Annotated in this window: 22 protein-coding genes and 2 pseudogenes; 14 read left to right on the top strand and 10 right to left on the bottom strand. The window is 68.7% G+C overall.

All coding sequences use genetic code 11. The annotated features are described in order from the left end of the window. Nucleotides 1-120: 120 nt before the first annotated feature. Entirely contained in the window at nt 121-846 is a 726-nt protein-coding gene (locus ABFX55_RS00540) for an alpha/beta fold hydrolase (RefSeq protein ID WP_346116551.1), read from the top strand. Nucleotides 847-899: 53 nt separating this feature from the next. Here ABFX55_RS00540 and ABFX55_RS49615 read toward each other — a convergent pair. After that, a pseudogene (locus tag ABFX55_RS49615) lies at nt 900-1,016 on the bottom strand (recombinase family protein); the annotation flags it as partial. Nucleotides 1,017-1,053: 37 nt separating this feature from the next. After that, nucleotides 1,054-1,272, bottom strand: a pseudogene (locus ABFX55_RS00535) (recombinase family protein); the annotation flags it as partial. A gap of 675 nt (nt 1,273-1,947) precedes the next feature. On the opposite strand from ABFX55_RS00535, the gene ABFX55_RS00530 reads away from it, so the two are divergent. Beyond that, a complete protein-coding gene (locus ABFX55_RS00530; RefSeq protein ID WP_346116533.1) occupies nt 1,948-2,499 on the top strand; it encodes an alpha/beta hydrolase fold domain-containing protein in 552 nt (183 codons plus the stop codon). A 111-nt stretch (nt 2,500-2,610) separates the two neighbouring features. Here the strand turns inward: ABFX55_RS00530 and ABFX55_RS00525 are convergent, their stop codons facing one another. The 6 genes from ABFX55_RS00525 to ABFX55_RS00500 all read right to left on the bottom strand — a co-directional run bounded on the left by ABFX55_RS00525 (nt 2,611) and on the right by ABFX55_RS00500 (nt 7,405). Next, the gene (locus ABFX55_RS00525; RefSeq protein ID WP_346116531.1) at nt 2,611-3,660 is read right to left on the bottom strand and encodes a CU044_5270 family protein; all 1,050 of its coding nucleotides are present in this window, start codon (nt 3,658-3,660) and stop codon (nt 2,611-2,613) included. After that, nucleotides 3,657-4,241 (bottom strand): RNA polymerase sigma factor, encoded by a 585-nt coding sequence (locus tag ABFX55_RS00520; protein ID WP_346116530.1) that lies wholly within the window; start codon nt 4,239-4,241, stop codon nt 3,657-3,659. Before ABFX55_RS00520 ends, ABFX55_RS00525 begins: the two co-directional genes overlap by 4 nt. A gap of 161 nt (nt 4,242-4,402) precedes the next feature. Next, complete coding sequence (locus tag ABFX55_RS00515; RefSeq protein ID WP_346116528.1) at nt 4,403-5,212, bottom strand: NmrA/HSCARG family protein; 810 nt, start codon at nt 5,210-5,212, stop codon at nt 4,403-4,405. Beyond that, a complete protein-coding gene (locus ABFX55_RS00510) occupies nt 5,209-5,574 on the bottom strand; it encodes an SgcJ/EcaC family oxidoreductase (protein ID WP_346116526.1) in 366 nt (121 codons plus the stop codon). Before ABFX55_RS00510 ends, ABFX55_RS00515 begins: the two co-directional genes overlap by 4 nt. 399 nt (nt 5,575-5,973) lie before the next feature. Continuing rightward, on the bottom strand, nt 5,974-6,990 hold the full coding sequence (locus ABFX55_RS00505; RefSeq protein WP_346116524.1) for an NAD(P)H-binding protein: 1,017 nt from the start codon (nt 6,988-6,990) through the stop codon (nt 5,974-5,976). Continuing rightward, nucleotides 6,947-7,405, bottom strand: a complete 459-nt coding sequence (locus ABFX55_RS00500; RefSeq protein ID WP_346116522.1) for a nuclear transport factor 2 family protein — start codon at nt 7,403-7,405, stop codon at nt 6,947-6,949. Before ABFX55_RS00500 ends, ABFX55_RS00505 begins: the two co-directional genes overlap by 44 nt. A 132-nt stretch (nt 7,406-7,537) precedes the next feature. Here ABFX55_RS00500 and ABFX55_RS00495 point away from each other — a divergent pair, with 132 nt between their 5' ends. Beyond that, complete coding sequence (locus ABFX55_RS00495) at nt 7,538-8,428, top strand: LysR family transcriptional regulator (protein ID WP_346116520.1); 891 nt, start codon at nt 7,538-7,540, stop codon at nt 8,426-8,428. Nucleotides 8,429-8,455: 27 nt separating this feature from the next. Here the strand turns inward: ABFX55_RS00495 and ABFX55_RS00490 are convergent, their stop codons facing one another. Next, nucleotides 8,456-9,307 (bottom strand): alpha/beta fold hydrolase, encoded by an 852-nt coding sequence (locus ABFX55_RS00490; protein WP_346116519.1) that lies wholly within the window; start codon nt 9,305-9,307, stop codon nt 8,456-8,458. A gap of 140 nt (nt 9,308-9,447) precedes the next feature. Between ABFX55_RS00490 and ABFX55_RS00485 the strand changes: the two genes are divergently transcribed. After that, nucleotides 9,448-10,038, top strand: coding sequence for a TetR/AcrR family transcriptional regulator (locus ABFX55_RS00485; RefSeq protein ID WP_346116517.1), 591 nt, complete (start codon nt 9,448-9,450; stop codon nt 10,036-10,038). A 166-nt stretch (nt 10,039-10,204) separates the two neighbouring features. Here the strand turns inward: ABFX55_RS00485 and ABFX55_RS00480 are convergent, their stop codons facing one another. Beyond that, a complete protein-coding gene (locus ABFX55_RS00480; RefSeq protein WP_346116515.1) occupies nt 10,205-10,864 on the bottom strand; it encodes a GbsR/MarR family transcriptional regulator in 660 nt (219 codons plus the stop codon). 198 nt (nt 10,865-11,062) lie between these two features. On the opposite strand from ABFX55_RS00480, the gene ABFX55_RS00475 reads away from it, so the two are divergent. From ABFX55_RS00475 to ABFX55_RS00430, 10 genes are all read left to right on the top strand, one after another. Then, nucleotides 11,063-12,331 carry a serine hydrolase domain-containing protein gene (locus ABFX55_RS00475; protein ID WP_346116513.1) on the top strand — a complete coding sequence of 423 codons (1,269 nt, stop codon included), beginning with the start codon at nt 11,063-11,065 and terminating at the stop codon, nt 12,329-12,331. 111 nt (nt 12,332-12,442) lie between these two features. After that, nucleotides 12,443-12,772 carry a PadR family transcriptional regulator gene (locus ABFX55_RS00470; RefSeq protein WP_346116511.1) on the top strand — a complete coding sequence of 110 codons (330 nt, stop codon included), beginning with the start codon at nt 12,443-12,445 and terminating at the stop codon, nt 12,770-12,772. Nucleotides 12,773-12,774: 2 nt separating this feature from the next. Then, complete coding sequence (locus ABFX55_RS00465) at nt 12,775-13,188, top strand: DUF1048 domain-containing protein (protein ID WP_346116509.1); 414 nt, start codon at nt 12,775-12,777, stop codon at nt 13,186-13,188. Further along, on the top strand, nt 13,188-13,997 hold the full coding sequence (locus ABFX55_RS00460; RefSeq protein WP_346116507.1) for an ABC transporter ATP-binding protein: 810 nt from the start codon (nt 13,188-13,190) through the stop codon (nt 13,995-13,997). Before ABFX55_RS00465 ends, ABFX55_RS00460 begins: the two co-directional genes overlap by 1 nt. A gap of 9 nt (nt 13,998-14,006) precedes the next feature. After that, nucleotides 14,007-14,768 carry an ABC transporter permease gene (locus ABFX55_RS00455; RefSeq protein WP_346116505.1) on the top strand — a complete coding sequence of 254 codons (762 nt, stop codon included), beginning with the start codon at nt 14,007-14,009 and terminating at the stop codon, nt 14,766-14,768. Nucleotides 14,769-15,139: 371 nt separating this feature from the next. After that, nucleotides 15,140-16,348 (top strand): cytochrome P450, encoded by a 1,209-nt coding sequence (locus tag ABFX55_RS00450; protein WP_346116504.1) that lies wholly within the window; start codon nt 15,140-15,142, stop codon nt 16,346-16,348. A gap of 42 nt (nt 16,349-16,390) precedes the next feature. After that, nucleotides 16,391-16,666 carry a hypothetical protein gene (locus tag ABFX55_RS00445; RefSeq protein WP_346116502.1) on the top strand — a complete coding sequence of 92 codons (276 nt, stop codon included), beginning with the start codon at nt 16,391-16,393 and terminating at the stop codon, nt 16,664-16,666. 185 nt (nt 16,667-16,851) lie between these two features. Further along, complete coding sequence (locus ABFX55_RS00440) at nt 16,852-18,294, top strand: serine hydrolase domain-containing protein (protein ID WP_346116500.1); 1,443 nt, start codon at nt 16,852-16,854, stop codon at nt 18,292-18,294. 549 nt (nt 18,295-18,843) lie between these two features. Further along, on the top strand, nt 18,844-19,317 hold the full coding sequence (locus tag ABFX55_RS00435) for a hypothetical protein (RefSeq protein WP_346116358.1): 474 nt from the start codon (nt 18,844-18,846) through the stop codon (nt 19,315-19,317). 180 nt (nt 19,318-19,497) lie between these two features. Continuing rightward, nucleotides 19,498-19,911: a VOC family protein gene (locus tag ABFX55_RS00430; protein ID WP_346116360.1), complete on the top strand. Its 414-nt coding sequence runs from the start codon at nt 19,498-19,500 to the stop codon at nt 19,909-19,911. Nucleotides 19,912-21,148: the final 1,237 nt, after the last annotated feature.

The following is a 21,148-nucleotide window of genomic DNA, read 5'->3' as shown; positions in this document are numbered from 1 at the left end:
CTGTCACCCCCAGGAGCGCGGGGGCTCTGGCTCCGTCAGCGGGTGAGCGGAAACCTCACTCCCGGGACGAAACACCGGCGATATCGGCCGGTGGTCCCTCCGCGAGCAAGGAGCTACACCATGTCAACATATTTGCTGGTACACGGGGCCTGGCACAGCGGGCAATGCTGGGAGCGGGTGGTCCCGTTGCTGGCATCGGCCGGGCATCGGGTGGTCGCGCCGTCGCTGACCGGCTTCGGCGACAAGGCGCATCTGATCGGCCCCGAGGTAGGGCTGGACACGCACGTCGACGACATCGTCAGGCTGATCACCGAGGAGGATTTCACCGACGTGATCCTGGTGGGCCACAGCTACGCCGGGCTGGTCATCTCGTCCGCCGCCAACCGAATCCCGGATCGGATCGCCCATCTGGTCTATCTCGACGCGATGGTCCCGGAGGAGGGCGAGAGCGCTGTCGATGTGCATCCCGTGACCCAGGCCCTCATCGACCGCGCCGCGGAGTCCGAGCTCGGCTGGCGGATCCCGCCGATGCGCGAGTTGCCGCCGCCCCTGGGCCTTTTCGGGGTCACCGACCCGGCGGACGTGGCGTGGCTGCGGGCGATGTTGTCGGATCAGCCGGTGCTCTGCTTCCGGCAACCGGTCCGGCTGGACAACCCGGTCGTGCGCACGATTCCGCGGACGCACATTCACTGCGTCGCCGGCGTACCGGAGGGCATCAAGCGGCGGCCCGTCCCAGCGATACAGCCCAACGGCAGCCCGGCACAGGTGTGGGAACTGGAGACGGGCCACGACTGCATGATCACCATGCCGGCCGAGCTCACCGAACTGCTGCTCAAGCTCGGCTGACCGCCCACCCGAGCGCGCGGGGCTGGGTGGCACCCCTTGAGCCTGCCGCGTGAGCGGGCGATCGCCATGCCCTCGCGGGTGCGCGTCTTCAGTAGGTCGGCTTCGAACTCGGCGAACACCGCCAGCCTGTTGAAGTACATCTTCGACATCGGGTCGGCGGGGTCGTAGATGCTGCCGCCGAGCGACAGGCGGATTCCGCGGGCGACAGGTGTCGCCGATGTCGCGGGCGTCGGGAACCGAGCGGGCGAGGCGGTCGAGTTCGGGGACGACCAAAGTGTCGCCGGCGCGTACGGCCGCGAGAGCCTGATCGAGGCCGGGTGTCGGTTTCGAAGTCGAGTAGACGAATGTCCGAAGTGGTCTGCACGCCCCCGTGCCGCGCGCAGACCCTTCGGTGGTGCTGTTGCGGCTCAGCGGTGGGTGATCCACCAAAACAGCAGGCCGACGAGGCCGGTACCAGCGGCCTGAGCGGCGCCTCGGGCAAGGCGATACCGATGGTGCGGCGAAGGCGGCGTATGCCGGGAGAGCGGCGTCGCGGCGAGGAGAAGGCCTTGTGGGGCGCCGGGGTGTCGGTGTTGGTCATGCCCCGCATCACATCCAGCGCGCCGACGGGGTTGAAGGTATGCCGGATGGGTCCGGATCTGTGAGGCTACGCTCCCGGTGAGCGGGGATCCGGGCCGGTTCATTTCGGATCCGGGTGGACGGTCCTCGGCGGGTGAGGGGGCGGGTGCGGCGTGGCGGTGTTCCGGCCGGAGGAGGTCATCTCCCAGGTCCTGGCGGAGCTGGCGCGGCTGTGGGGACCAGGCCCGCGTACACAGCCGGAGCCGGGTGACGCAGAAGGAGCTCGCGAAGGTCGCGGGTGTGCCGTATACAACGGTGAACGGCTGGGCGACGGGCGCCGCCCAGCCCCGTGATCTGGATCAGCTGGTCAAGGTCGGCGAGACCTTGGCCAAATGGGCGAACGAGCCTGCTCCGTCGGCGCGTGAATGGGATCGGCTGACGGCCGTCGATTCCGACGTAGTCGGGCGGTTGTGCGGGCGGGATCTTCGCAGGGCTGGGTGGCGTGTCCGCAATGTGGCACGACATGGGTGGCGGGCACTGAGCATGCTGCAGCATGTGGTGCAGCACGCCGCGCGGTGGGGAGTCGACCCGGCGCGCACCGCCGTCTTCGGTGAGAGCACCGGCTCGATGGTCGCCGCCCTGGCCGCGATCCGGGCCAGGGAGTCCGGCCCGCTCCTGCGGGCGCAGGTGCTGGTCAACCCCGCCGTCGACCTGACGCCGGCGGGGTTCGAGTACGCCTCGATGCGCCGGCACGCCAACAGCCCGACCCTCACCATGCCGCAGATGCGGCTGTTCCAGCGGCTCGCCGTCCCGGCGGGAACGGATCCTCGTGCGGTGTCGCCCCTTCATGCCGACGACCTGAGCGGGCGGGCCCCGGCGCTCGTGGTGGTGCCGACCGTCGACCCGGTGGCCGATCACGGACGCACCTACGCCGAACGACTGCGCGCGGCGGGGACGCCCGCGCGGCTCACCGAGTACCCAGGAGCGACGCACGCGTTCCTCAGCATGCCGGGCGTGGTGCCGCAGGCGAAGCCCGCGCGGGCGGAGATCGTCGAGTTCCTCCAAGGGGCCCTGGCCAGAGGTGCCCACGCGTAGGCGGGAACCGGCGTCCGTGTGCGGCCCGGCCTCGCCGCCTCCCTCGGTCGCGCTTGGGGAAGCGGCGACAAGCTGTCGAGGAGGCTGAGCGTGAGATGCGGCGTCCAGCGCTCAGCAGGCCACCGCATCGGGAGCGCCGGCCGGGATCTTCGGCATGGTGTCGACGATCCTGGTGTCCAGTACCGCGCTGGCATAGCCCTGCACCCCACCGCCGGGCGGCTCGGACAGATGTCGCCAGCCGAGAAAGCGGTAGGTACCGGGCTCGAAGATCAATTCGGCGCGCTCCCATCCGTCTGGTCCCTGATATCTGATCGAGGCGCCGATGCCCTGTCGCCCGGCCAGGTCGGTGAGGTCGGTGCGCATGGTGGCGGTGGGCATCGTGGACAGCGCGTCGAGCACCGCCGCACGCAGGCCGGGGCCGGGGAAGGGGTTCTGGGCCAGGGTGACGAGACGGCTTGTCACCGTGCGCTCGATGAGCCGCTCGATCTGGGCCTGGCTGGGTGGCGCCGTGCCGGGCTCGGGTTGATCGTTCCTGACCGAGGCCTCGGCGTCCGCGCGAATCCGGGCGAGCAACTGGTCCGGGTCGGCGGGCAGGTTGCCGCCACCGGTCGGCGAGAGCACGTGCACGGTGCACGGCCCGGCGCGCTGGAACTCGACTGTGCCCGGGGTCTCCATACTGGTCGGGACCTGGCCGGTATGGGTGCGCAGCTTGCCGTAGGTGAGGCGGGTCAGGGCGCCGCCGGGGTCGGCGGCGGGAATCCAGTACTCGCGGTGGATTTCCTGAGTGACCTCCGAACGGCCGCGCTCGCGACCCCATACGGTCATCCTGATCTGGTCCGTGCGGTTGACGTAGAGGATCTGGCCCGGCTGTGGCGCCTGTTGCCGGGCGGCGGCCGTGGCCGCTTCCTGGAGCAGTTCCGCCGCGTTGGCCGGGGTCGCACCACCGTCGGCACCGGTCAGGAAGGCGACTGCGGCGACGGCTGCCGCCAGGCCGACCGCTGCCGTCCTGAGCAGGAGGCGGTGCTTGCCGGAGCCGGTTTGAGGCGTTCGTTCCGCCACCGCCTCAGCTGCGAGCAAGTCCTTCGCCTTGACGATGGCCGTGGCGGAGGGGCCGGGCAGCGCGTCGTGGGACGCGTTGATCTCCTGCAGGTCATCGGTCATGACGACTCCTCGATGGTGACGAACGGGCGGAGTGTCCTGCGGGCCCGGTTGAGCCGCGAGCCGACCGTGCCGCGCGGGACGCCGAGCGCCTCGGCGATCTCCTCGTAGGTGAGCTGGGCGCAGGCCACCAGCAGCAGCACGGTCCGGTCTCCGGGCGAGAGCGCGGCCAGACCGGCGGCCAGGCGCGGCTGCATGACGGCGGCGGACACCCGCTGGACCACACGCTCGTCGTGGCTCACGACGTCGGTGACCTCGGCGCTCCTGGCCAGTGCGCGGTACCTGCGGGCCTCGGCGCGCCGGTGGCCGTCGACCAGATTGGAGGCGATGCCGTACAGCCAGGCGCGGGCATCCGGGCGGGACAGGTCGTAGCGCGTGCGGCCGCGAAAGGCCCGCAGGAACGTCTCCGCTGCGATGTCGTCCGCCGCCGATTCTCCGAGACGGAGGTGCACGTAGCGGTGGATGGCCTCGTGATGCCGGTCGAACAGCGCGCCGAACCGCTCGGGGCGGCGCAGTGACACCTCGATGAGCTGTGCGTCGGTCTCAGCGGTTGGCGGAGCCGACTGCGGAGGGGGAGCTGGCATGCCTGCCCTTCAGAGAAGAACCATGGACACGCCTACTTCGCCGTTCCCTTGATTCGTGTTCACGCCCAGGAGATCATCCCTCCACCTGCCTTTCCGCACTCGGCTTCCTCCAGCCGAGCGCGGACGCGACGGCCAGCGGCAGTGGTGGGTGTCAGTGACGTTTAGCGGACCTGCCCGCCGAGCCAGTCCTGGAAGGTGAGCAAGCCGGGGAAGTGGTCGCGCAGTTCGGCGAGGTCAGCCTGGTAGCCGCTCTCGGCGAACCACTCGAACAGCCTTTCCTCGATCGGCAGGGGGAGGAGGCGCGTCGGCACTCCGGTGACCTTCTCGTAGATCTGGGCCACCTCGGCGAAGGTCAGCTCGTCGCCGGCGATCTCGAGTTCCACGCCCAGGTAGTGGTCCCGGTGGTCGATGACGTGTGCGGCGATGCGGCCGATGTCATCGGTGGCGATCAGCTGCATCGGCCGGTCGGGGAGCACCGGGAGCTCCATCACCCTTTCGCCTGCGGCGTCGGCGTAGTGCAGCAGGTTGTCCATGAAGAACACCGGCCGCAGGATGGTCGCGGGCAACCCCAGGGCGCGGATGTAGGACTCGATCGCCGCCTTGCTCTCGAAGTGCTCGATCCCGGTGCGCCGCTCGGCTCCGCCGACCGAGCTGTAGACCAGGTGCCCGACTCCGGTATCCAGGGCGACATCGGCGACGAGCATGCCCTGCCGTACCTCGGCCTTGAGGGTCTCCGGCTCATAGGCCAGGGCCTGCATGCTGAACACGGCGTCGACGCCACGCATGGCCCGCTTCAGGGAGGCGGGGTCTCCGAGGTCGCCGACCGCGAGCTCGGCACCGGCCAGGCGGCGCGCGGCGGGGCTTTCCGGGTCGCGGACCAGGGCGCGGACCTGCCAGTCGCGGCTCAGCAGGTGACGTGCGGTGGCGCCGCCCTGCTGGCCGGTGGCGCCGATGACCAGAGCCACACTCATGACGTCACCACCGGGGTGGTCTGGGCGAGCGCGATCCGCCAGGTGCCGTCGTCTTTGACCAGCACGAACGTCAGCGCTCCGGTGCGGCCGTCGTTGACGTGCTTGATCAGGTGGGCCAGCGCCACGTCCGGTCGCAGGAACGTGACGTCGAGCAGTTCGTTCTTGGTCAGCACGTCCTTCAACGGGGTGCGCAGCGCCTTGGCCATGACCTCCTTGACCTGGTCGCGGCCACGCAGCCGGATCCCGGTGAAGTTGACCAGGGCCACCTCCTCGGTCAGCAGTCCGGTGAAACCGGCGACCTCGTTCTGCAGCTCTTCGGCGTCGCGGACGACCTGCTCGATCGCCTCGATGTCGGGGTTCATGTCGCGTCTCCTCAACTCGCGGAGCGATTCGCTCCGCCTTGAGGTTATGGCGGAGCGATTCACTCCGCAACTGGTGGAGTCTGTGACGACGATCACGAAGGAGGAGCGGTTCCAGCGGCTCCTCCGAGACCAGGAAGCTGGAATGGGGTGCGCCGCGGAACCATGAGCAGGTCCGGGTGATCAAGTGGACGCGCGACTGCCTCGAACCGTCGCAGGGAGTGCGGAACTCCGGGTGTCGCTCCTTGCGGGGTCGACGTGCTCAAGCGATGCAGTGTCTCCTGAAGTCATTCCGGGATATGGGCCTTGTCGAAGGGCGAGGTGGTCCCGGTGTAGGCCAGATGCATTCGCCCGCCTCAAGCAGCCGGTTCCCGGCCTGCCCCGCATTCGGGGCAGTCGCCGTCAGGTCTGTGCCGGGACGAACGCTGCCGCGTGGTGAGCGACCCATTGCGCGTAGGTGAAAGACGGCCGCCCGGTGACCTCCTCGACCGCGGGCGAAATCTCAGCGGTCTTGCCGTCTCTCGCGGCGAGCCCGTCGAGGAGCTCGTCGATCACCGGCGCGGGCATGCCGTGGCGCAGCATCTGCTCCCTGAACTGTTCCCTGGGCACCTCCTCGAACCGCAACGGCCGCCCGATCGTCTCCGCGATGATCCGTACACGTTCGATCTGGGTCAGCGACTGCGGCCCGGTGAGCACATAGGCCTCACCGGCGCGCTGATCGAGCAGGGCGCGGACGGCGACCGCGGCGATGTCGCGCGGGTCGACCGGGGCCAGCGCGGCGTTGCCGTACACCCCGCGGACCACCTCGCCGCCCGCGATCTGCGGCGCCCAGACCAGGTCGTTGGACATGAACGCGTCGGGACGCACGAAGGTCCACGGCAACCCGGACGCGGCGACCGCCCGCTCGACCTGCAGGTGCTGTTCGCCGATCAACCCAGGTGTGGAGAAGGTGACGGTCGACGACGACAGCAGCACGACGTGCCGCAGACCGGTCTGCCGCGCCGCGTCGAGGAATCCGCCGACCCCGGTGAAGACGGGGAACAGGAATGCCCGCTCGATGCCGGACAGCGCCCCCGGCAGGGTCTCCGGCTGGGTCAGATCGCCGGCCACGACCTCGACGCCGTCCGGGAAGGAACGGTCGCCGGGGTTACGGGTCATGACGCGTACTTTCTCGCCCGCGTCGAGCAGTTGACGGACGACGTTGGCGCCGACATTTCCAGCGGCACCGGTGACCAGAATCACGGTAGAGGCTTCCTTCTCTTCGTTCTCTCTCCGCCGGCGAACGGGGCGGAGGCTTCGGGTGAGGTCCGCGACGAGGAACCCGGCCGCAGCCGGGCGGGCGGTTCCCGTCGCATGGGGCAGGCCGAGCGCCGAGTCACGCCTGAGCTTCGGGCGCTGCGGGGAGCGGCGAGCCGGCAAGCGGGGTGGGGTCGAGGTATCTGACCTCATAGACGCGTTCGCTGAACTTCCAGCCGTCGGGAGTGCGCTGGTAGCGGTCGTGGTACAGGGCGTAGTTCAGGTGCGAGCTGCCTTCACGCATCCGCCCGAACTCCTGGATGTACGCACGGCCGCTCGCGGTGTCGCCCTCCAGCCGGATGACGCCCGGGTGGACGTTCTGTACGAAGAACTCCCACAGCCCTTGCCCCCACTCGACCCCCGCGCGGATCGCCTCCCTGCCGACGAACTCCTTGTCGATGTGCGGCCACCGCATCGCGCCCTCGGGCGTGAACAGCGACGCGACCCGGTCATAGTCACGCATCATCACCGCGTCGGTGACCTCGGCGCGCAGCGCCTCGATCTCGACGCGATCGGCGATGGCCCGTATGTCGCTCATTGGTCTTCCTGCCTTTGTCGATGCGCCGATCAGGCGTGTGCCCCTGTCCGGGGTGGTGTGTCCAGCATCGAGGCAGGTCAGCGGGGGAACAATGTAAGCTTCGTGCGGGGATCGTTAACTCTGGGGTTATTGGTGGAGCTGCGCGACATCGAGATCTTTCTGACGTTGGCCGAGGAACTGCACTTCGGCCGCACCGCCGAACGGCTTCGCGTGTCTCCGGCCCGCGTCAGCCAGGCCGTCAGCAAACAGGAACGGCGCCTCGGTGTGGCCCTGTTCGATCGCACCAGCCGCCGCGTGACCCTGACTCCTGTCGGCCGGCGCCTCCGCGAAGACCTCCAGCAGGCCCTCGACCTCCTCCAGGCGGGACTCGCCCGCGCAGAAGCAGCCGGCCTCGGCGCGGGCCAGCGCCTGCGGCTGGGCGTCTTCGGCCATGCCGGGCACGCACTACGCCCCCTCGTCGACGCGTTTCGCGCCCGCTACCCCGGCAGCGACGTCCAGTTCGGCGAGGTCTACGGCAGCGATCCGTTCACCGCCCTGCGCACCGGAGACAACGACGTGCACGTGCTGTGGCTGCCCGTTGCCGAACCGGACCTCACGGTCGGCCCCACCGTGCTGACCGGAGGCCGCGTGCTGGCCGTGTCGGCAGACCACCCGCTGACCGATCGCGGCACCGCGTCCCTGGAGGACCTCGCCGACAACCACGTGGTCGACCTCGGCCCCCACGCGCCCGAGTACTGGGTCGCCTCCATGGTCCCGACACGGACACCGCGCGGCCGCCGGATCCCACGTGGGCCCTCCGCGCGGACCTTCCACGAGATCCTTTCCCTGGTCGCCGCCGGACATTGCGTCCACCCGCTGGGCGAGGTCGCCGCCCGCTACAACAGGCCCCCCGGCATCGTCTTCTTGCCCATGCCCGACGCCCCCGCCCTCCAATGGGCTCTGACGTGGCGCTCCACCGCCGACGGCCCCGCTGTCCGCGCCCTGGCCCAGACAGCCGCCGACCTCGGCCCCCTCGCGATGTGATTGACCCCCCAGGGCATTTCGTCACGGTCAGCGTGTCAGGAAGGCACGTAATGCGCTGATCAGCGCGGCCGGGTTGTCCTCCTGGACGTTGTGCCCCGCGTCCGGAACGACCACGAGCTGCCCGTCCGGAAGGTGCCCGACAAGGCGTTCGGCGGTGGCCTGGGGGAGCACCCTGCTGCGGCCGCCGCGCACCAGCAGCACCGGCGTCCCGGTCAGCTGGGCGGCCAGCCGATCGATGGCCGCGAGAATGGCGGGGAAGTCGGGTGGAAGCTGATCGCCCTTCGGCACCCAATCGCCGTCGGGTGCACGGCGAAACAGTGTGCTCATGCGGTAGGCGACGCTCGCGCGGTTGGCGTGCGGGTTGACCCGCATCGCGGCCTCGACCACCGTCTCGAGTTCTCGCACCGGACCGAGGCCGGCCATGAATGCCCGTACTCGCCGGGTGCTGTCGAAGTCCACACCGGGTGCGACATCGATGAGCGCCAGCCGCTCCACCCGGTCGGGCCGCGAATCGGCGACGTGGGCCGCGATCACGCCGCCGAGCGACATGCCGACCAGCCGGACCCGATCGAAGCCGAGGTGGTCGGCCGCGGCTATGACGTCGGCCGCCATGGTGTCGATACGGTAGTCGTCGGACCAGTCGCTGTCGCCGTGACCACGCAGGTCCAGCGCCACCAGCCGGGCGGCGCCGCGCAGGCCGAGACAGACGAAATCCCACGTGTGCGCGGTCAGTCCGCCGCCGTGCAGCAGGATTACCGGGGCACCGGTTCCGCCCCAGTCGAAACCGTGCAACCGGCAGCCCGAGCGGGAGAAGCGGATCTCGCGGGGCGGCGCCGGATCGTGGATCGTGACGCCCAGGGCCGCCGCCAGGTCGGTCATCGCCGCAGTCATGGATTGTCCGGGCATGGAACCACCTCCCTTACCTTGAGCCATCAAGGTAAGCGCAGTACCTTGGCTCGTCAAGGTAAGATGGGCGCGTGGTCACCCGAGTGCGACGCAAACCCGATGACGCCAGGCGGATGATCCTCGAGGCGGCGAGCAAGCTGCTCGCCGCCGGGGGCCCGGCCGCCGTGCAGGTGCGCGCCGTCGCCGCCGAGATCGGGGTGTCCGACGCCGCGGTCAACCACCACTTCGGCACGCGCGAACAGCTCCTGGAGTCGCTGCTGCGATTCGGAGGGGCCAAACTGAAGGCGGAACTGCACACCGTGCTGGAGGCGTGGACCGACGGCCCGATCGACCCCGCCGAATTGGTGCGCGCGCTGTACGCGCTGTACGCCGAGGGTTACGCCGAACTCGCGCTCGCGCTGCACCGGTCCGGCTGGCGGGATACCGGCAGCGGACTGCTCGACGAGGTGGTGGACCGGCTGCACGCCCAGGCGCGGCAGCACTGTGCGGCCATCGGACGGACGCCGCCGCCACGCGAGGCGATCCAGCTGACGGTGGCCGGATTGCACCAGGCTGTCGCGACGGAGCCGTTGTTCGGCGACGAATTTCGCAGGAGCGTCGGACTGGACGCGACCGCGCGGGATCGCATGCTCGAGTGGTGGATCGAGATCCTGCGCACGACCATCGCCGGACAGGGTTCGACGGGGGCGCCTTCGACGTTCTGATGGACGTGGACGACCTGTCCGGCTCGGTGTGCGAGGGCGGCCCGGATCTCGCCTCCGGTGGCTGGTTCTGGATCCGGTATCCCCCCGGCGGAACCGCCAAGCTCCGGGCTCCGGTGGCGGGCAGGGGCTGGTCAGCCGGTTCCTCAGGAGGTTCGGCTGAGACCCGTCACGTCAAGAGTGAGCGCCAGCGGTCGGCCGACTCCATCATGTCCAGGCTGATCCGCTCCAGGAACGCCCCTGCTTTGGCCAGCCGTTGCCCCACGGGGCTGTCGAGCCCGAACGTCTCGGCCGCCGCCATCGCGGCCTGCACCGTCTCGAGCGTCTGCCGCCTGCTGGTCATGATCGAGTTGTACCAGGCGTCGTCGTCGACCACGTAGATGTCGCGGCGCCGCTGCGGATCGCGTTCGCGCCGGATGTACCCCTGTTCGACCAGGAAGTTCACGGCGATGGAGACGGTGGCCGGGCTGATGTTCAGTCTGTGGGTCAGTTCGGCCGCGGTGCGCCTGCCGTCCTCGGACAGCAGCAGGTCGAGGTGCACGCGCGCGGTCATCCTCGGCAGCCCCGTCCTGACCGCTACCTCGATGAGTTCCTCTTCCATCGTGCCGCCCGGCGATCCGGCCGCGCGCGGAGGTGCCGGTGTGCCGCGTCGGGCTCGCTGGGCTGTCGCTTGGTGTGCCTGCTGGGGCCGGTAGCCGGTGGGGCCGCCGTTGCGTCCGATCTCCCGGGTGATCGTCGAGGTCGGCCGGTCGAGCCGCCTGGCGATCTCGGCGTAGGAGAGCCCGTCGGCGAGTCCGGCCGCGATGCGCTCGCGGTCCTGCTGGGTCAATCGTCCTCCTGGCATGCCGTCAGTATTGCCTTCGCCGTCATTCATTGCAACTTTGCATTGCGTTCGACGGCAGCGTCATTGCATCAGTTTATAGGGCTTGAGCTGGCAGAAGCCATTTCGATCGATTGACTGAATTTCGAATGCAACGTAGCTTTCGACTCGTCTCAAACACGTACTGTCGCGAAACGAGGAGCGACCATGAGTGAATCCCTCCCCACCGTCAAGAACTCCACGGCCCGGACGCGGCGGGTCTCCCAGCGCGTGGTGCTCACGGCGCTGGCGGCCGCGCTACTGGCCGGGGCAGCCACGCCCGCTGTGGCCGCCCCGTCCGGCACCGCGGACAGCAGCGCCGTGCCGAAGGCCGCTGCCGGGCAGGACCGCCCCGAGCTGCAGAAGGCCATCCAGGACTTCGTCGATGCCGGTTTCGCCGGGATGCAGATGCGCGTGAACGATGAGCGGGGCGAGTGGGTCGGCAGCGCCGGGGTGCGCAAGCTGGGCGCGAGTGCGAAGCCGCCGACGAACGGGCGGTTCTGGAGCGGCAGCACCACCAAGGCCTTCGTCGCGACTGTGGTACTGCAACTGGTGGCCGAAGGCGAGATCGGGCTGGACGCCCCGGTGGCCGGCTACCTGCCCAAGCTCGGACTGGACCGGCGGATCACCGTGCGGATGCTGCTGCAGCACACCAGCGGGGTGTTCAACTACTCCGGCGAGTTCTACCTCGACGGGACGTTCGTGCCGGGGATCCCCTCGGTGGGCAAGGAGTGGGTGGACAACCGGTTCCATGCCTACCGGCCGCAGGAGCTGGTACGGCTGGCGTTGTCCAAGCCGGCGAAGTTCGAGCCGGGGACGAACTGGAGCTACGCCAACACCAACTACACGCTGGCCCAGCTGCTGATCGAGAAGGTCACCGGCCGCTCGCTCGCCGAGGAGATGAAGCGGCGGATCCTGCGGCCGCTCAAGCTGAGAGACACCGAGCTGCCGGGCAACCGGACGAACATCCGCGGGCCGCACGCCCACGGCTACTACCGGTATGAGGACGCCGGCCAGTGGAAGGTGGTCGACGTCACCCGCCAGAACACCTCCCTGCTGCCCGCCGCCGGTGACATGATCTCGACCACCCAGGATCTTCACACGTTCTTCTCGGCGCTGAACGGCGGCAGGCTCATCCCGGCCAGGCTGCTGGCCGAGATGCGCAAGCCGCACCCTAAGAGCGGCGGCCTCTTCGGCCGCTACGGCCTCGGGGTGTACGTGCAGGACACCGGCCCGGACTGCGTCGGCACCCTCCTCAACCACAACGGCAGCGTGGGAGGCTACGGGTCGCTGATGTACAGCACGCCCGACGGCAAGAAGACCCTGACCGCCTCGATCACCAGCGGGGACGCCGCGATCGACCCGGCGCAGGCGTTCCCGAAGGCGCTGAACAAGCTCGTCAAGGACGTTTTCTGCGGCGGAAAGGCCGCGAGCTGACACGGTTGTGGTCTCGGCTTGTACCTCAGCTATTCATTGTTGCTAAGTACCAGTAGTCAGTGTTACTTTGTACCGGTAGTAAGCAACACTGAGTAGCTGAGGGGGTGTTCCATGGGCAAGCAGGCGACGGAGATGCTCAAGGGAACGCTGGAGGGCATCGTCCTCGCGATCCTGTCCGGCCGGCCCGCGTACGGCTACGAGATCACGGCGTGGCTGCGGGATCAGGGCTTCTCCGACATCGCCGAGGGCACCATCTACGCGCTGCTCGTCAGGATCGAGCAGCGCGGCCTCGTCGACGTGGAGAAGGTCCCGTCCGAGAAGGGGCCGCCGCGCAAGGTGTATTCCCTGAACGCTCAGGGACGCGAGCATCTCGAAGAGTTCTGGAGGACCTGGAGCTTCCTCTCCGAACGGCTCGAAAAGCTCCGCGAAGGAGGTAAGTAGCCATGAACACAGAATCGAACGAGCCGAAGAGGCGCTACCGGCAGTACCTGGAGGTGGTCACCGGGCCGCTCGAGGACAAGAAGCGCTGGCGGCAGTACAAGGCGCGCGTCAAACAGCTTCCCGAGAACTATCGGACGGCGGTCGAAGCGCTGGAGCGGTACCTGATGCACTTCGGGCCGGGGGACGGCGCCGACGCGGCTTCGATGTTCGAGGACCTGGCCGATCTGTTCGAGCAGAGCGCGGCGGACGGAACCCCGATCCGCGCGATCTTCGGGGAGGACCCCGTGGAGTTCGTCGAGGCGTTCGTGCAGAACTACTCGGTGGGACGGTACATCAGCCGGGAGCGAGAACGCTTCACCAGCGCCATCGACCGAGCCGCCGGCGAAGACACCAGGAAAGAAGACAGGAGCGTCTGATGGCGACACGGAAAGCCCCGGCGATCCAGGTGCAGGGCCTGGAGAAGTCGTACAAGACGCTGCAGGTGCTGCGTGGCGTGGACTTCGACGTGGCGCGGGGCAGCATCTTCGCCCTGCTCGGCTCGAACGGGGCCGGCAAGACCACGGTGGTGAAGATCCTGTCCACGCTGCTCAAGGCCGACGCGGGCACGGCCCGCGTCCACGGCTTCGACGTCGCCACGCAGGCCGCGGACGTGCGGGAGTCCATCAGCCTCACCGGGCAGTTCGCCGCCGTCGACGAGATCCTCAGCGGGCGGGAGAACCTCGTGCTGGTCGCCCGGCTGCGACACCTCAAGGATCCGGGCAAGATCGCCGATGACCTGCTCGCCCGTTTCTCGCTGACCGACGCGGGCGCGCGGAAGGCGTCGACGTATTCGGGTGGCATGCGCCGCCGCCTCGACATCGCGATGAGCCTCATCGGCGACCCGCCGGTCATCTTCCTCGACGAGCCGACCACCGGGCTCGACCCCCAGGCGCGCATCGAGGTGTGGCAGACCGTCAAGGAACTCGCCGACCGGGGTACGACGGTGCTGCTCACCACGCAGTATCTGGACGAGGCCGAACAGCTCGCCGACCGGATCGCGATCCTGCACGAGGGCCGGATCCTCGTCAACGGCACCCTGGCCGAGCTCAAGCAGCTGCTCCCGCCCGCCAGGGTCGAATACGTCGAGAAGCAGCCGACCCTCGAGGACGTCTTCCTCACCCTCGTCGGCGCCGACGGCAAGAGCGGCGACGTCCGGCGGATATCGCATGCCAGTACGGACAAGTAAGGAACACCGATGAGCAAGCATTTCTTCGGCGACACCACCGTCCTGCTGGGACGGTCGCTGCGCCACATCGCGCGCAGCCCGGACACCATCATCACGACCGCGATCATGCCGATCGCCATGATGCTGATGTTCGTCTACGTGTTCGGCGGTGCGATCAGAACAGGGTCGGATTCGTATGTGAACTACATGCTGCCCGGCATCCTGCTCATCACGGTCGCCTCGGGCATCGCCTACACCGCGTTCCGGCTGTTCATGGATATGAAGGGCGGCATCTTCGAGCGATTCCAGTCCATGCCGACCGCGCGCTCGTCCGTGCTGTGGGCGCACGTGCTGACCTCGCTGGTCGCCAACTCGATCTCACTCGTGGTCGTCGTGCTCGTCGCCCTGCTCATGGGCTTCCGCTCGGGGGCGGGCGTGACGGCGTGGCTCGCGGTCGCCGGCATCCTGATCCTGTTCACCCTGGCGCTGACGTGGATCGCCGTCATCCCCGGCCTGTCCGCCAAGACTATGGAGGGTGCGAGCGCGTTCTCCTACCCGCTCATCTTCCTGCCCTTCCTCAGCTCGGCCTTCGTGCCCACTGACACCATGCCCGGCCCGGTGCGCTTCTTCGCCGAGCACCAGCCGGTGACCTCCATCGTCAACGCCATCCGCGACCTGTTCACCCAGCAGGCGGTCGGCACCGACATCTGGATCGCCCTCGGCTGGTGCGGCGGCATCCTCATCGTCGCCTACGCCTTCGCCATGAACACCTACCGCCGCAAGATCTCCTAGCGGCCTGCGCAAGGCCAGGACAAGATCGTGCTCGACGCCCGTCCCCGGGGGTACCCCCGACGTCGAAGACGGCTTTGAGCAGCAAGCGTAGAAACGGTCGTAACACCGCCGGCTCTTGCCGTAGCCGCTCGCACGCCCGCAACCGGTCCCACTTCGGTACGGCGCGGCCCGCACAGCCCCCACACCGCAGCCCGACTCCCGAACCCGTCATCCAGCAGCCCGGCCGGGCAGCAACAGGGCCAAGCCGGCTCAGTCGACGGGAACAAACGATCGTCTGCGAGGTCGGCCACACCCCGCTCTGCTTCGAGCGCCTGCTTCCAAGCTCTGCCACACGTACTACCGCGAGACTCATCGCGAGACGAGGAAGAGTCATGAGTGAATCCCTCCACACCATCGAGACGATGCCGGCGGCGCGTCAGCCGGGCTGCCCCTTCGACCCGCCCAAGGAGCTGGTCGAGGCCCGCGAGCACGGTCCGATCAGCCGTTTCCCCTTCCCCGACGGACACCAGGGCTGGCTGATCACCGGCTACGACCTGGTCCGGTCGGTCCTGGCCGACGCGCGGTTCAGCTCCCGCAGGGAGCTCATGCGCCACCACCCGCTGGTCGACTACGGTGACATCGAGGTCCCTCCTGCGCCGCCCGGGGAATTCCTCCTCATGGACGAGCCGCAGCACAGCCGCTACCGCAAACCGCTGGTGGGCAAGTTCACCGTCCGGCGGATGCGGCAGCTCACCGAGCGCGTCGAGCAGATCACCGCCGAACACCTGGACGCCATGGAGAAGGCAGGGCCGTCGGCGGACCTGGTGACCGCGTTCGCCAAGCCCATCCCCTCCATCGTGATCTGTGAGCTGCTGGGCGTGCCCTACGAGGATCGGGGCTCCTTCCAGGAGCACATCGACAAGTTCCTCGGCGGGGAGGTCGGCGACGAGGAACTGATCGCGGCCTACACCGCGACCCAGCAGTACCTCGCGGAGCTGGTGGTCGCCAAGCGCGCCAACCCCACCGACGACGTGCTCAGCGACCTGCTCGACAGCGATCTGACCGACGAGGAGCTGAAGGGGATCGCCCTGATCCTGCTGTCGGCCGGGTTCGACACCACCGCGAACATGCTGGCGCTGGGCACCTTCGCCCTGCTGCAGAACCCGGCACAGCTGGCCGCGCTGCGCGCCGATCCCGCGCTCACCGACAAGGCCGTGGAGGAACTGCTGCGATATCTGACCGTCGCCAAGACGTCCATGAGGACGGCGCTGGAGGACATCGAGCTGGGCGGCCAGACCATCAAGGCCGGTACGACGGTCATCCTGTCCTACGCCACCGCCAACCGCGACCCCGAGCGCTTCACCGACCCCCACGTGCTCGACCTGCACAGGCAGGACGGCGGGCACCTGGCCTTCGGCCACGGCATCCACCAGTGCCTGGGCCAGCAGCTGGCCCGCGTCGAGATGCGCGTCGCCTTCCCCGCGCTGCTCAACCGCTTCCCCACGCTGCGCCTGGCCGTACCCGCCGAAGAGGTCGCCCTGCGGCCGGAGACCGCCGACATCTACGGGATCAAGAGCCTCCCGGTCACCTGGGACGCCTGACCGCGAGCCAGTGACGGGGGCGCGCACGGCCGCCCGCCCCCGTTGTGGTCGCTCGCCCGCGCGGCGATCGCGTTGGCAGCCCGTTTCCGCCCGTATTCCGGTGGCACCCGCGTCTCGGTCACTGAAGCCGCCATCCGGCCGTTCGCCGACCTCCGTGCTGCCGGCCCTGACTGCGGCCATGAGCCTGGTCAAGCAGCAGGCTTCCGCAAGACCGTCCTCGTCGCCGTCGAAGCAGCCGCCCGCACCCACCGCGGCGCGCCCATCCCCACCCTGGCGGACATGATCCGCAAGGTCACCGCGGCCCTCGACGCCGCCTGACGGCAAGCCGACCCGCGCAGCTACCGCTTGTCAGGCAGAGCGCGGGCCAGTCCGCCCCGAGCAAGAGCAGGGGAGCCGGCCAGAGCCTGCCGTGCTCAACCTCGACCCCCGTGCGTCGCTATCGAAGCCATCAGCGCCACGTCCGGGGCGGGCTCACCAGATCGAACACCTACGCAAGGGGATTCATGATGGAAAACAGCAGCGGCGGCTCCATGAACTCGCCGCATCCCTCGCCTGACCACGCTGACCATGGCCCTTCCCGCCGTTCGATCCTCGGAGCGCTGGGCGCCGTTCCGCTGGCGGTCGGCGGTCTGGTGGCTGCGTCGGGAAGCGCCGAGGCGAGCGCCGCTGTCTCGGCCACCGCTGTCTCGACAGGCACCGGCCCGATCCCCAAGAACCTGAGCTCTGGAGGGGCCTCCTTGTCCAAAGCCGGGCTGCGCAGGGTGCGCGAGGTGCTGGCCCGGCATGTCGAGTCCGGGAAGATTCCCGGACTGGTGGCCCTGGTCAGCCGTGACGGGCAGACGCACGTCGAAGCGATGGGGACGATGCGCGCTGAAGGTGGCGCGCCGATGCGCCGGGACACGATCTTCCGGATGGCCTCCACGACCAAGCCGGTCGCGATGGCTGCGGCGACGGTCCTGATCGATGAGTGCAGGCTGCGGCTGGACGACCCGGTAGACCAGTGGCTGCCCGAACTCGCCGACCGGCAGGTGCTGAAGCGGCCCGACGGCCCGCTGAACGACACCGTGCCGGCGCAGCGGCCGATCACCGTACGGGACCTGATGACCGCCACGTTCGGGCTCGGCATCGACCCGACGGTGCTGACCTTTCCGATCACGGCCGCGATCTTCGAGCGGGGGCTCTACCCCCAGGAAGGGGTCCCGATCCTGAAGCCGGATGAGTGGATGCGCCGCCTGGGCACGCTTCCGCTGATTTACCAGCCTGGAGAACATTGGCAGTACAACATCAGCCATGACGTCCTCGGCGTGCTGGTCTCCAGGGTCACGGGCAAGCCGTTCGAGACGTTTCTGCGCGAGCGCATCTTCGATCCGCTGGGGATGAAGGACAGCGGCTTCCACGTGCCCGCCGGCAAGATCGACCGGCTGCCGCCCCTCTACGCGCCCGACCCGAAGACCGGCAAGCTCATCGTGTGGGACGAGGCGGCGGGCGGACGGGTCAGCCGGCCTCCGGCCTTCCAGTCCGGCGGCGGTGGGCTGGTCTCCACCGTCGACGACTACCACGCCTACTTCCGGATGCTGCTCAACGGCGGGATGCACGGCAGCCAGCGGATCCTGTCGCGGCCCGCTGTTGAGCTGATGACCACCAACCGTATGACGCCCGAGGAGACGGCCCTCCGAACCGCCCTGGCCAAGAAATACGTCCATGTGTCGTTCGGCCAGGGGCAGCACGGCGGCTGGGGTTTCGGGATGGCGGTGCGCACCTATCGTGCGGACTACGCGTCCATCGGTCAGTTCGGCTGGGACGGCGGAGCCGGCACCTCGACCTACGGCGACCCGGACAAGCAGCTCATCGGAATCCTGCTCACCCAGGTCGGGACGACCAACCCGGACTCGACGCGGGCCATCCTCGACTTCTGGACCACGCTCTACCAGGCAATCGACGACTGACAGTGAATCGAACCGTCTTGGCCCTGTTCGCCTGAGCACCCCAGACACCCCGGGCACCGACGAGACCGCGTTCCACCATCCGTCCATGCAAGTGGACTTCAGAACAGAACCAAGGAATACGCCGGCTCGCTCACCCTGGCCGATGCCCGCCGTCGGGACCGTGCCGTGATCAAACCCGCAGCCGGGACGGGCCCGGCGGGCTCGACCCCTCGACGCCTTCGCCATCGACACCGCGCCGGCCCTGGCGGGCGGTCGTGTTCGGCAAGGAGTGCCCGCCAGGGCCGCCGTTGTCGTCCCTTGCGAACGGAGGGCTCGTGAGGAGTTGCGGCCGGGGGCGACGGCGCTGGCCGAGGTGATCAGGAGGGCGGGCAGCGAAGAGATCGTCATGCGGACTCGGGTGGCGCCGGTGCTTCGGGCCCTGCCGGGTTATCAGCCCGCGAAGTTCGCTGTGATGATGGGGCACGTGGAAGAGAGGTGCCGATGAGTGCGGCGGCTGACGTTGATGTCCTACAGCGGCTCATGCCGCCACCGGCTGGTGACGGAACGCTGGTGGACTGGGCTCGGATGACCGAGTCGTGGGGGCGGTCGTTCCCGCCCGACTATCAGCGGTTCATGCAGGTGTACGGGTCCGGATCAGTGCAGGACTACCTGTCGATCGGTGAGCCGGAACCCAGGGTGGCGCTGTCTGAGGCGCGGCGGGACGGGATGGTGATGGAGACGGCCAACGCCGAGGCCGACTGGCTGACCGAGGACAAGACGCCCGATCTGGAGGGCGCCCGTCCGCTGCTGATCACCTGGGGTGTCAGCGCCACCGCCGACTTGCTGTGCTGGGACACCACGGACCTGGATGCCGCCGCGTGGCCCGTCCTGGTCTACAACAGGGGTGAGGCGCTGTGGAGCCGCTACGACTGCGGCATGGCCCAGTTCCTCACCAGGGTGCTGAAGGCGGACTTCCCGGACAACCCCCTCGGCGCGGTGTTCATGTGGGGGATGACGGGCGCTGTCTACGAGAAGCGGGGGTAACCCGTCAACCGTTCGACCTTCTGCGCCACGAGGACGCCGGTCCCGGCGCCGGCGTCTACCGTCGGAGCGGTGCGGAGTACAGGTGACCAAACCGGTCACGAATCAAGAAGCGCTGGATACCGAGCCGTTTGTAACGTGACTCGCATGTGCCGCATCCCTAGAGCACAAAGGAGACAAGGTATGAAAGCGCACGTTAGCTCGATCCTCCTCGGCGTCCGGGACATGGACCGGGCCAAGCAGTTCTACACCGAGGGGCTCGGCTGGAAGATCAAGGACGACTACGGCGTCTCGGTGTTCTTCGAGTCGGACGGAGCCACGCCCGTCGGCTTCTACGGCCGCGAAGGCCTGGCCGACCAGGTGGGCGCCAGCCCGGAAGGCAGCGGCTTCAGCGGGCTCGTCCTCACCTACGTCGTCCGCAGTGAGGCGCGGGTCGACGAGATCATCGCGGAGGCCGCGAAGGCCGGCGCCGCGATCCTCAAGCCCGCCGGCGCCCTGCCGTGGGGCGGGTACGGCGGCTCCTTCGCCGACCCGGACGGCTACATCTGGAGTCTCGGCTACAGCGCCCAGGGAGCGGACCAGCCCTACGCGGAGTAGCCGCCGAGGAAAGCCTCTGGCGAGTGTGGGTGACGCGGCCACGGCCGGACCAGCCACTCGTGGATCAAGTGGGACGGTTCACCACGTCGCGATGCCGAGCAGCAGCGGGGCCATGGAGACGGCCGGGAGCACCGCCGGGATCAGGATCCCCTTGACGTCCTTGACGCGCAGCCACGAGCAAAGGGTCTAGACCGGTCTGACGGAGTCGAACGGGGAGCCTTCCACCTGCGGCGACATTCTGGAGAGGTCGCAAGCCGTCGAAGCCAGTTTGAAGCCGTTGGCTCCCCGGACTGGCTCCCTTGGATCCCAGGATGTTGGTGTTCGGGTGTGCATAGCGTATGGTCCCGGGCTTCTTGTATGACTCGGATAAGAGTCCCACTCTTCGATTGTGGCGGAGTAGGTTTCGGCCATCTGCGGAAGATCGGCCGTTTCCGGCAGCATCAATACCTCCAGCAGACTACGCAACGCGTCACCGAAGGCCGCGATCGGCGCGGACGATCCGCCTCCGGCGCGGCCAGTGGAGCGCCGCCATCCACCCGTAGAAGTAGCCGAGCCCAGCCTGTCTCAGGCTGGGCTCTTGCCTTCAGCGCTCGAACTGCGGCGCGCTCGCGCGGCCGGTCGCGCCGGCATTCGGCCAGATCCACGATCGCCGTCAACTCCTCGCCGGCGTCGAGCGTGACCGTGCGGACTCTCACGCCCGCGCCGACCATGTCGCCGTCCGCCACACGCCACGGTCTACCCGAACAGTGCAGGGCGCAACAAGTCGGCGCTTAGCCGTCGAGTGAGCGGACGGTGTAAGTCTCCGGGGTGGCGCGGTACTGGGCGCGCAATCGAAGGCCGCTGGCCCCGTCGGAGGTGGAACCGCTGCCGGTGATCACTACCGGCCGTCCGTCTCCTTGCCACCATTCACAGTGGTCGCCGTTGCCCCGGAACCTCCACCGTCTGACGCCCGGCGGCCGGCTGATCGTGTCCGTCAATCACCCTTTCGCCGACTTCCTGCAAGCCGGTTACGGCACCAGCTATTTCGCGACCCGCAAGAGCTCCGACGAATGGACCCTCGGCGGGCACACCGCCCTGATGACCTTCTGGAGCCGGCCGCTGCACGCGATGGCCGACGCCTTCACCGGGGCCGACTTCCGGATCACGCCATCAGCGAACCGGCCCCCGCACCGAGCGCCCGCGAAGTGTTCCCCGAGGCCTTCGGGGACAGGCCCTCGGGGAAGTTCTTGTGCTTCCT

This window comes from Nonomuraea roseola, from assembly GCF_039535395.1.
Lineage (GTDB): Bacteria > Actinomycetota > Actinomycetes > Streptosporangiales > Streptosporangiaceae > Nonomuraea > Nonomuraea roseola.
Note: the sequence above shows the minus strand (reverse complement) of the source record. Positions and strands in the feature narration are given on the sequence as shown.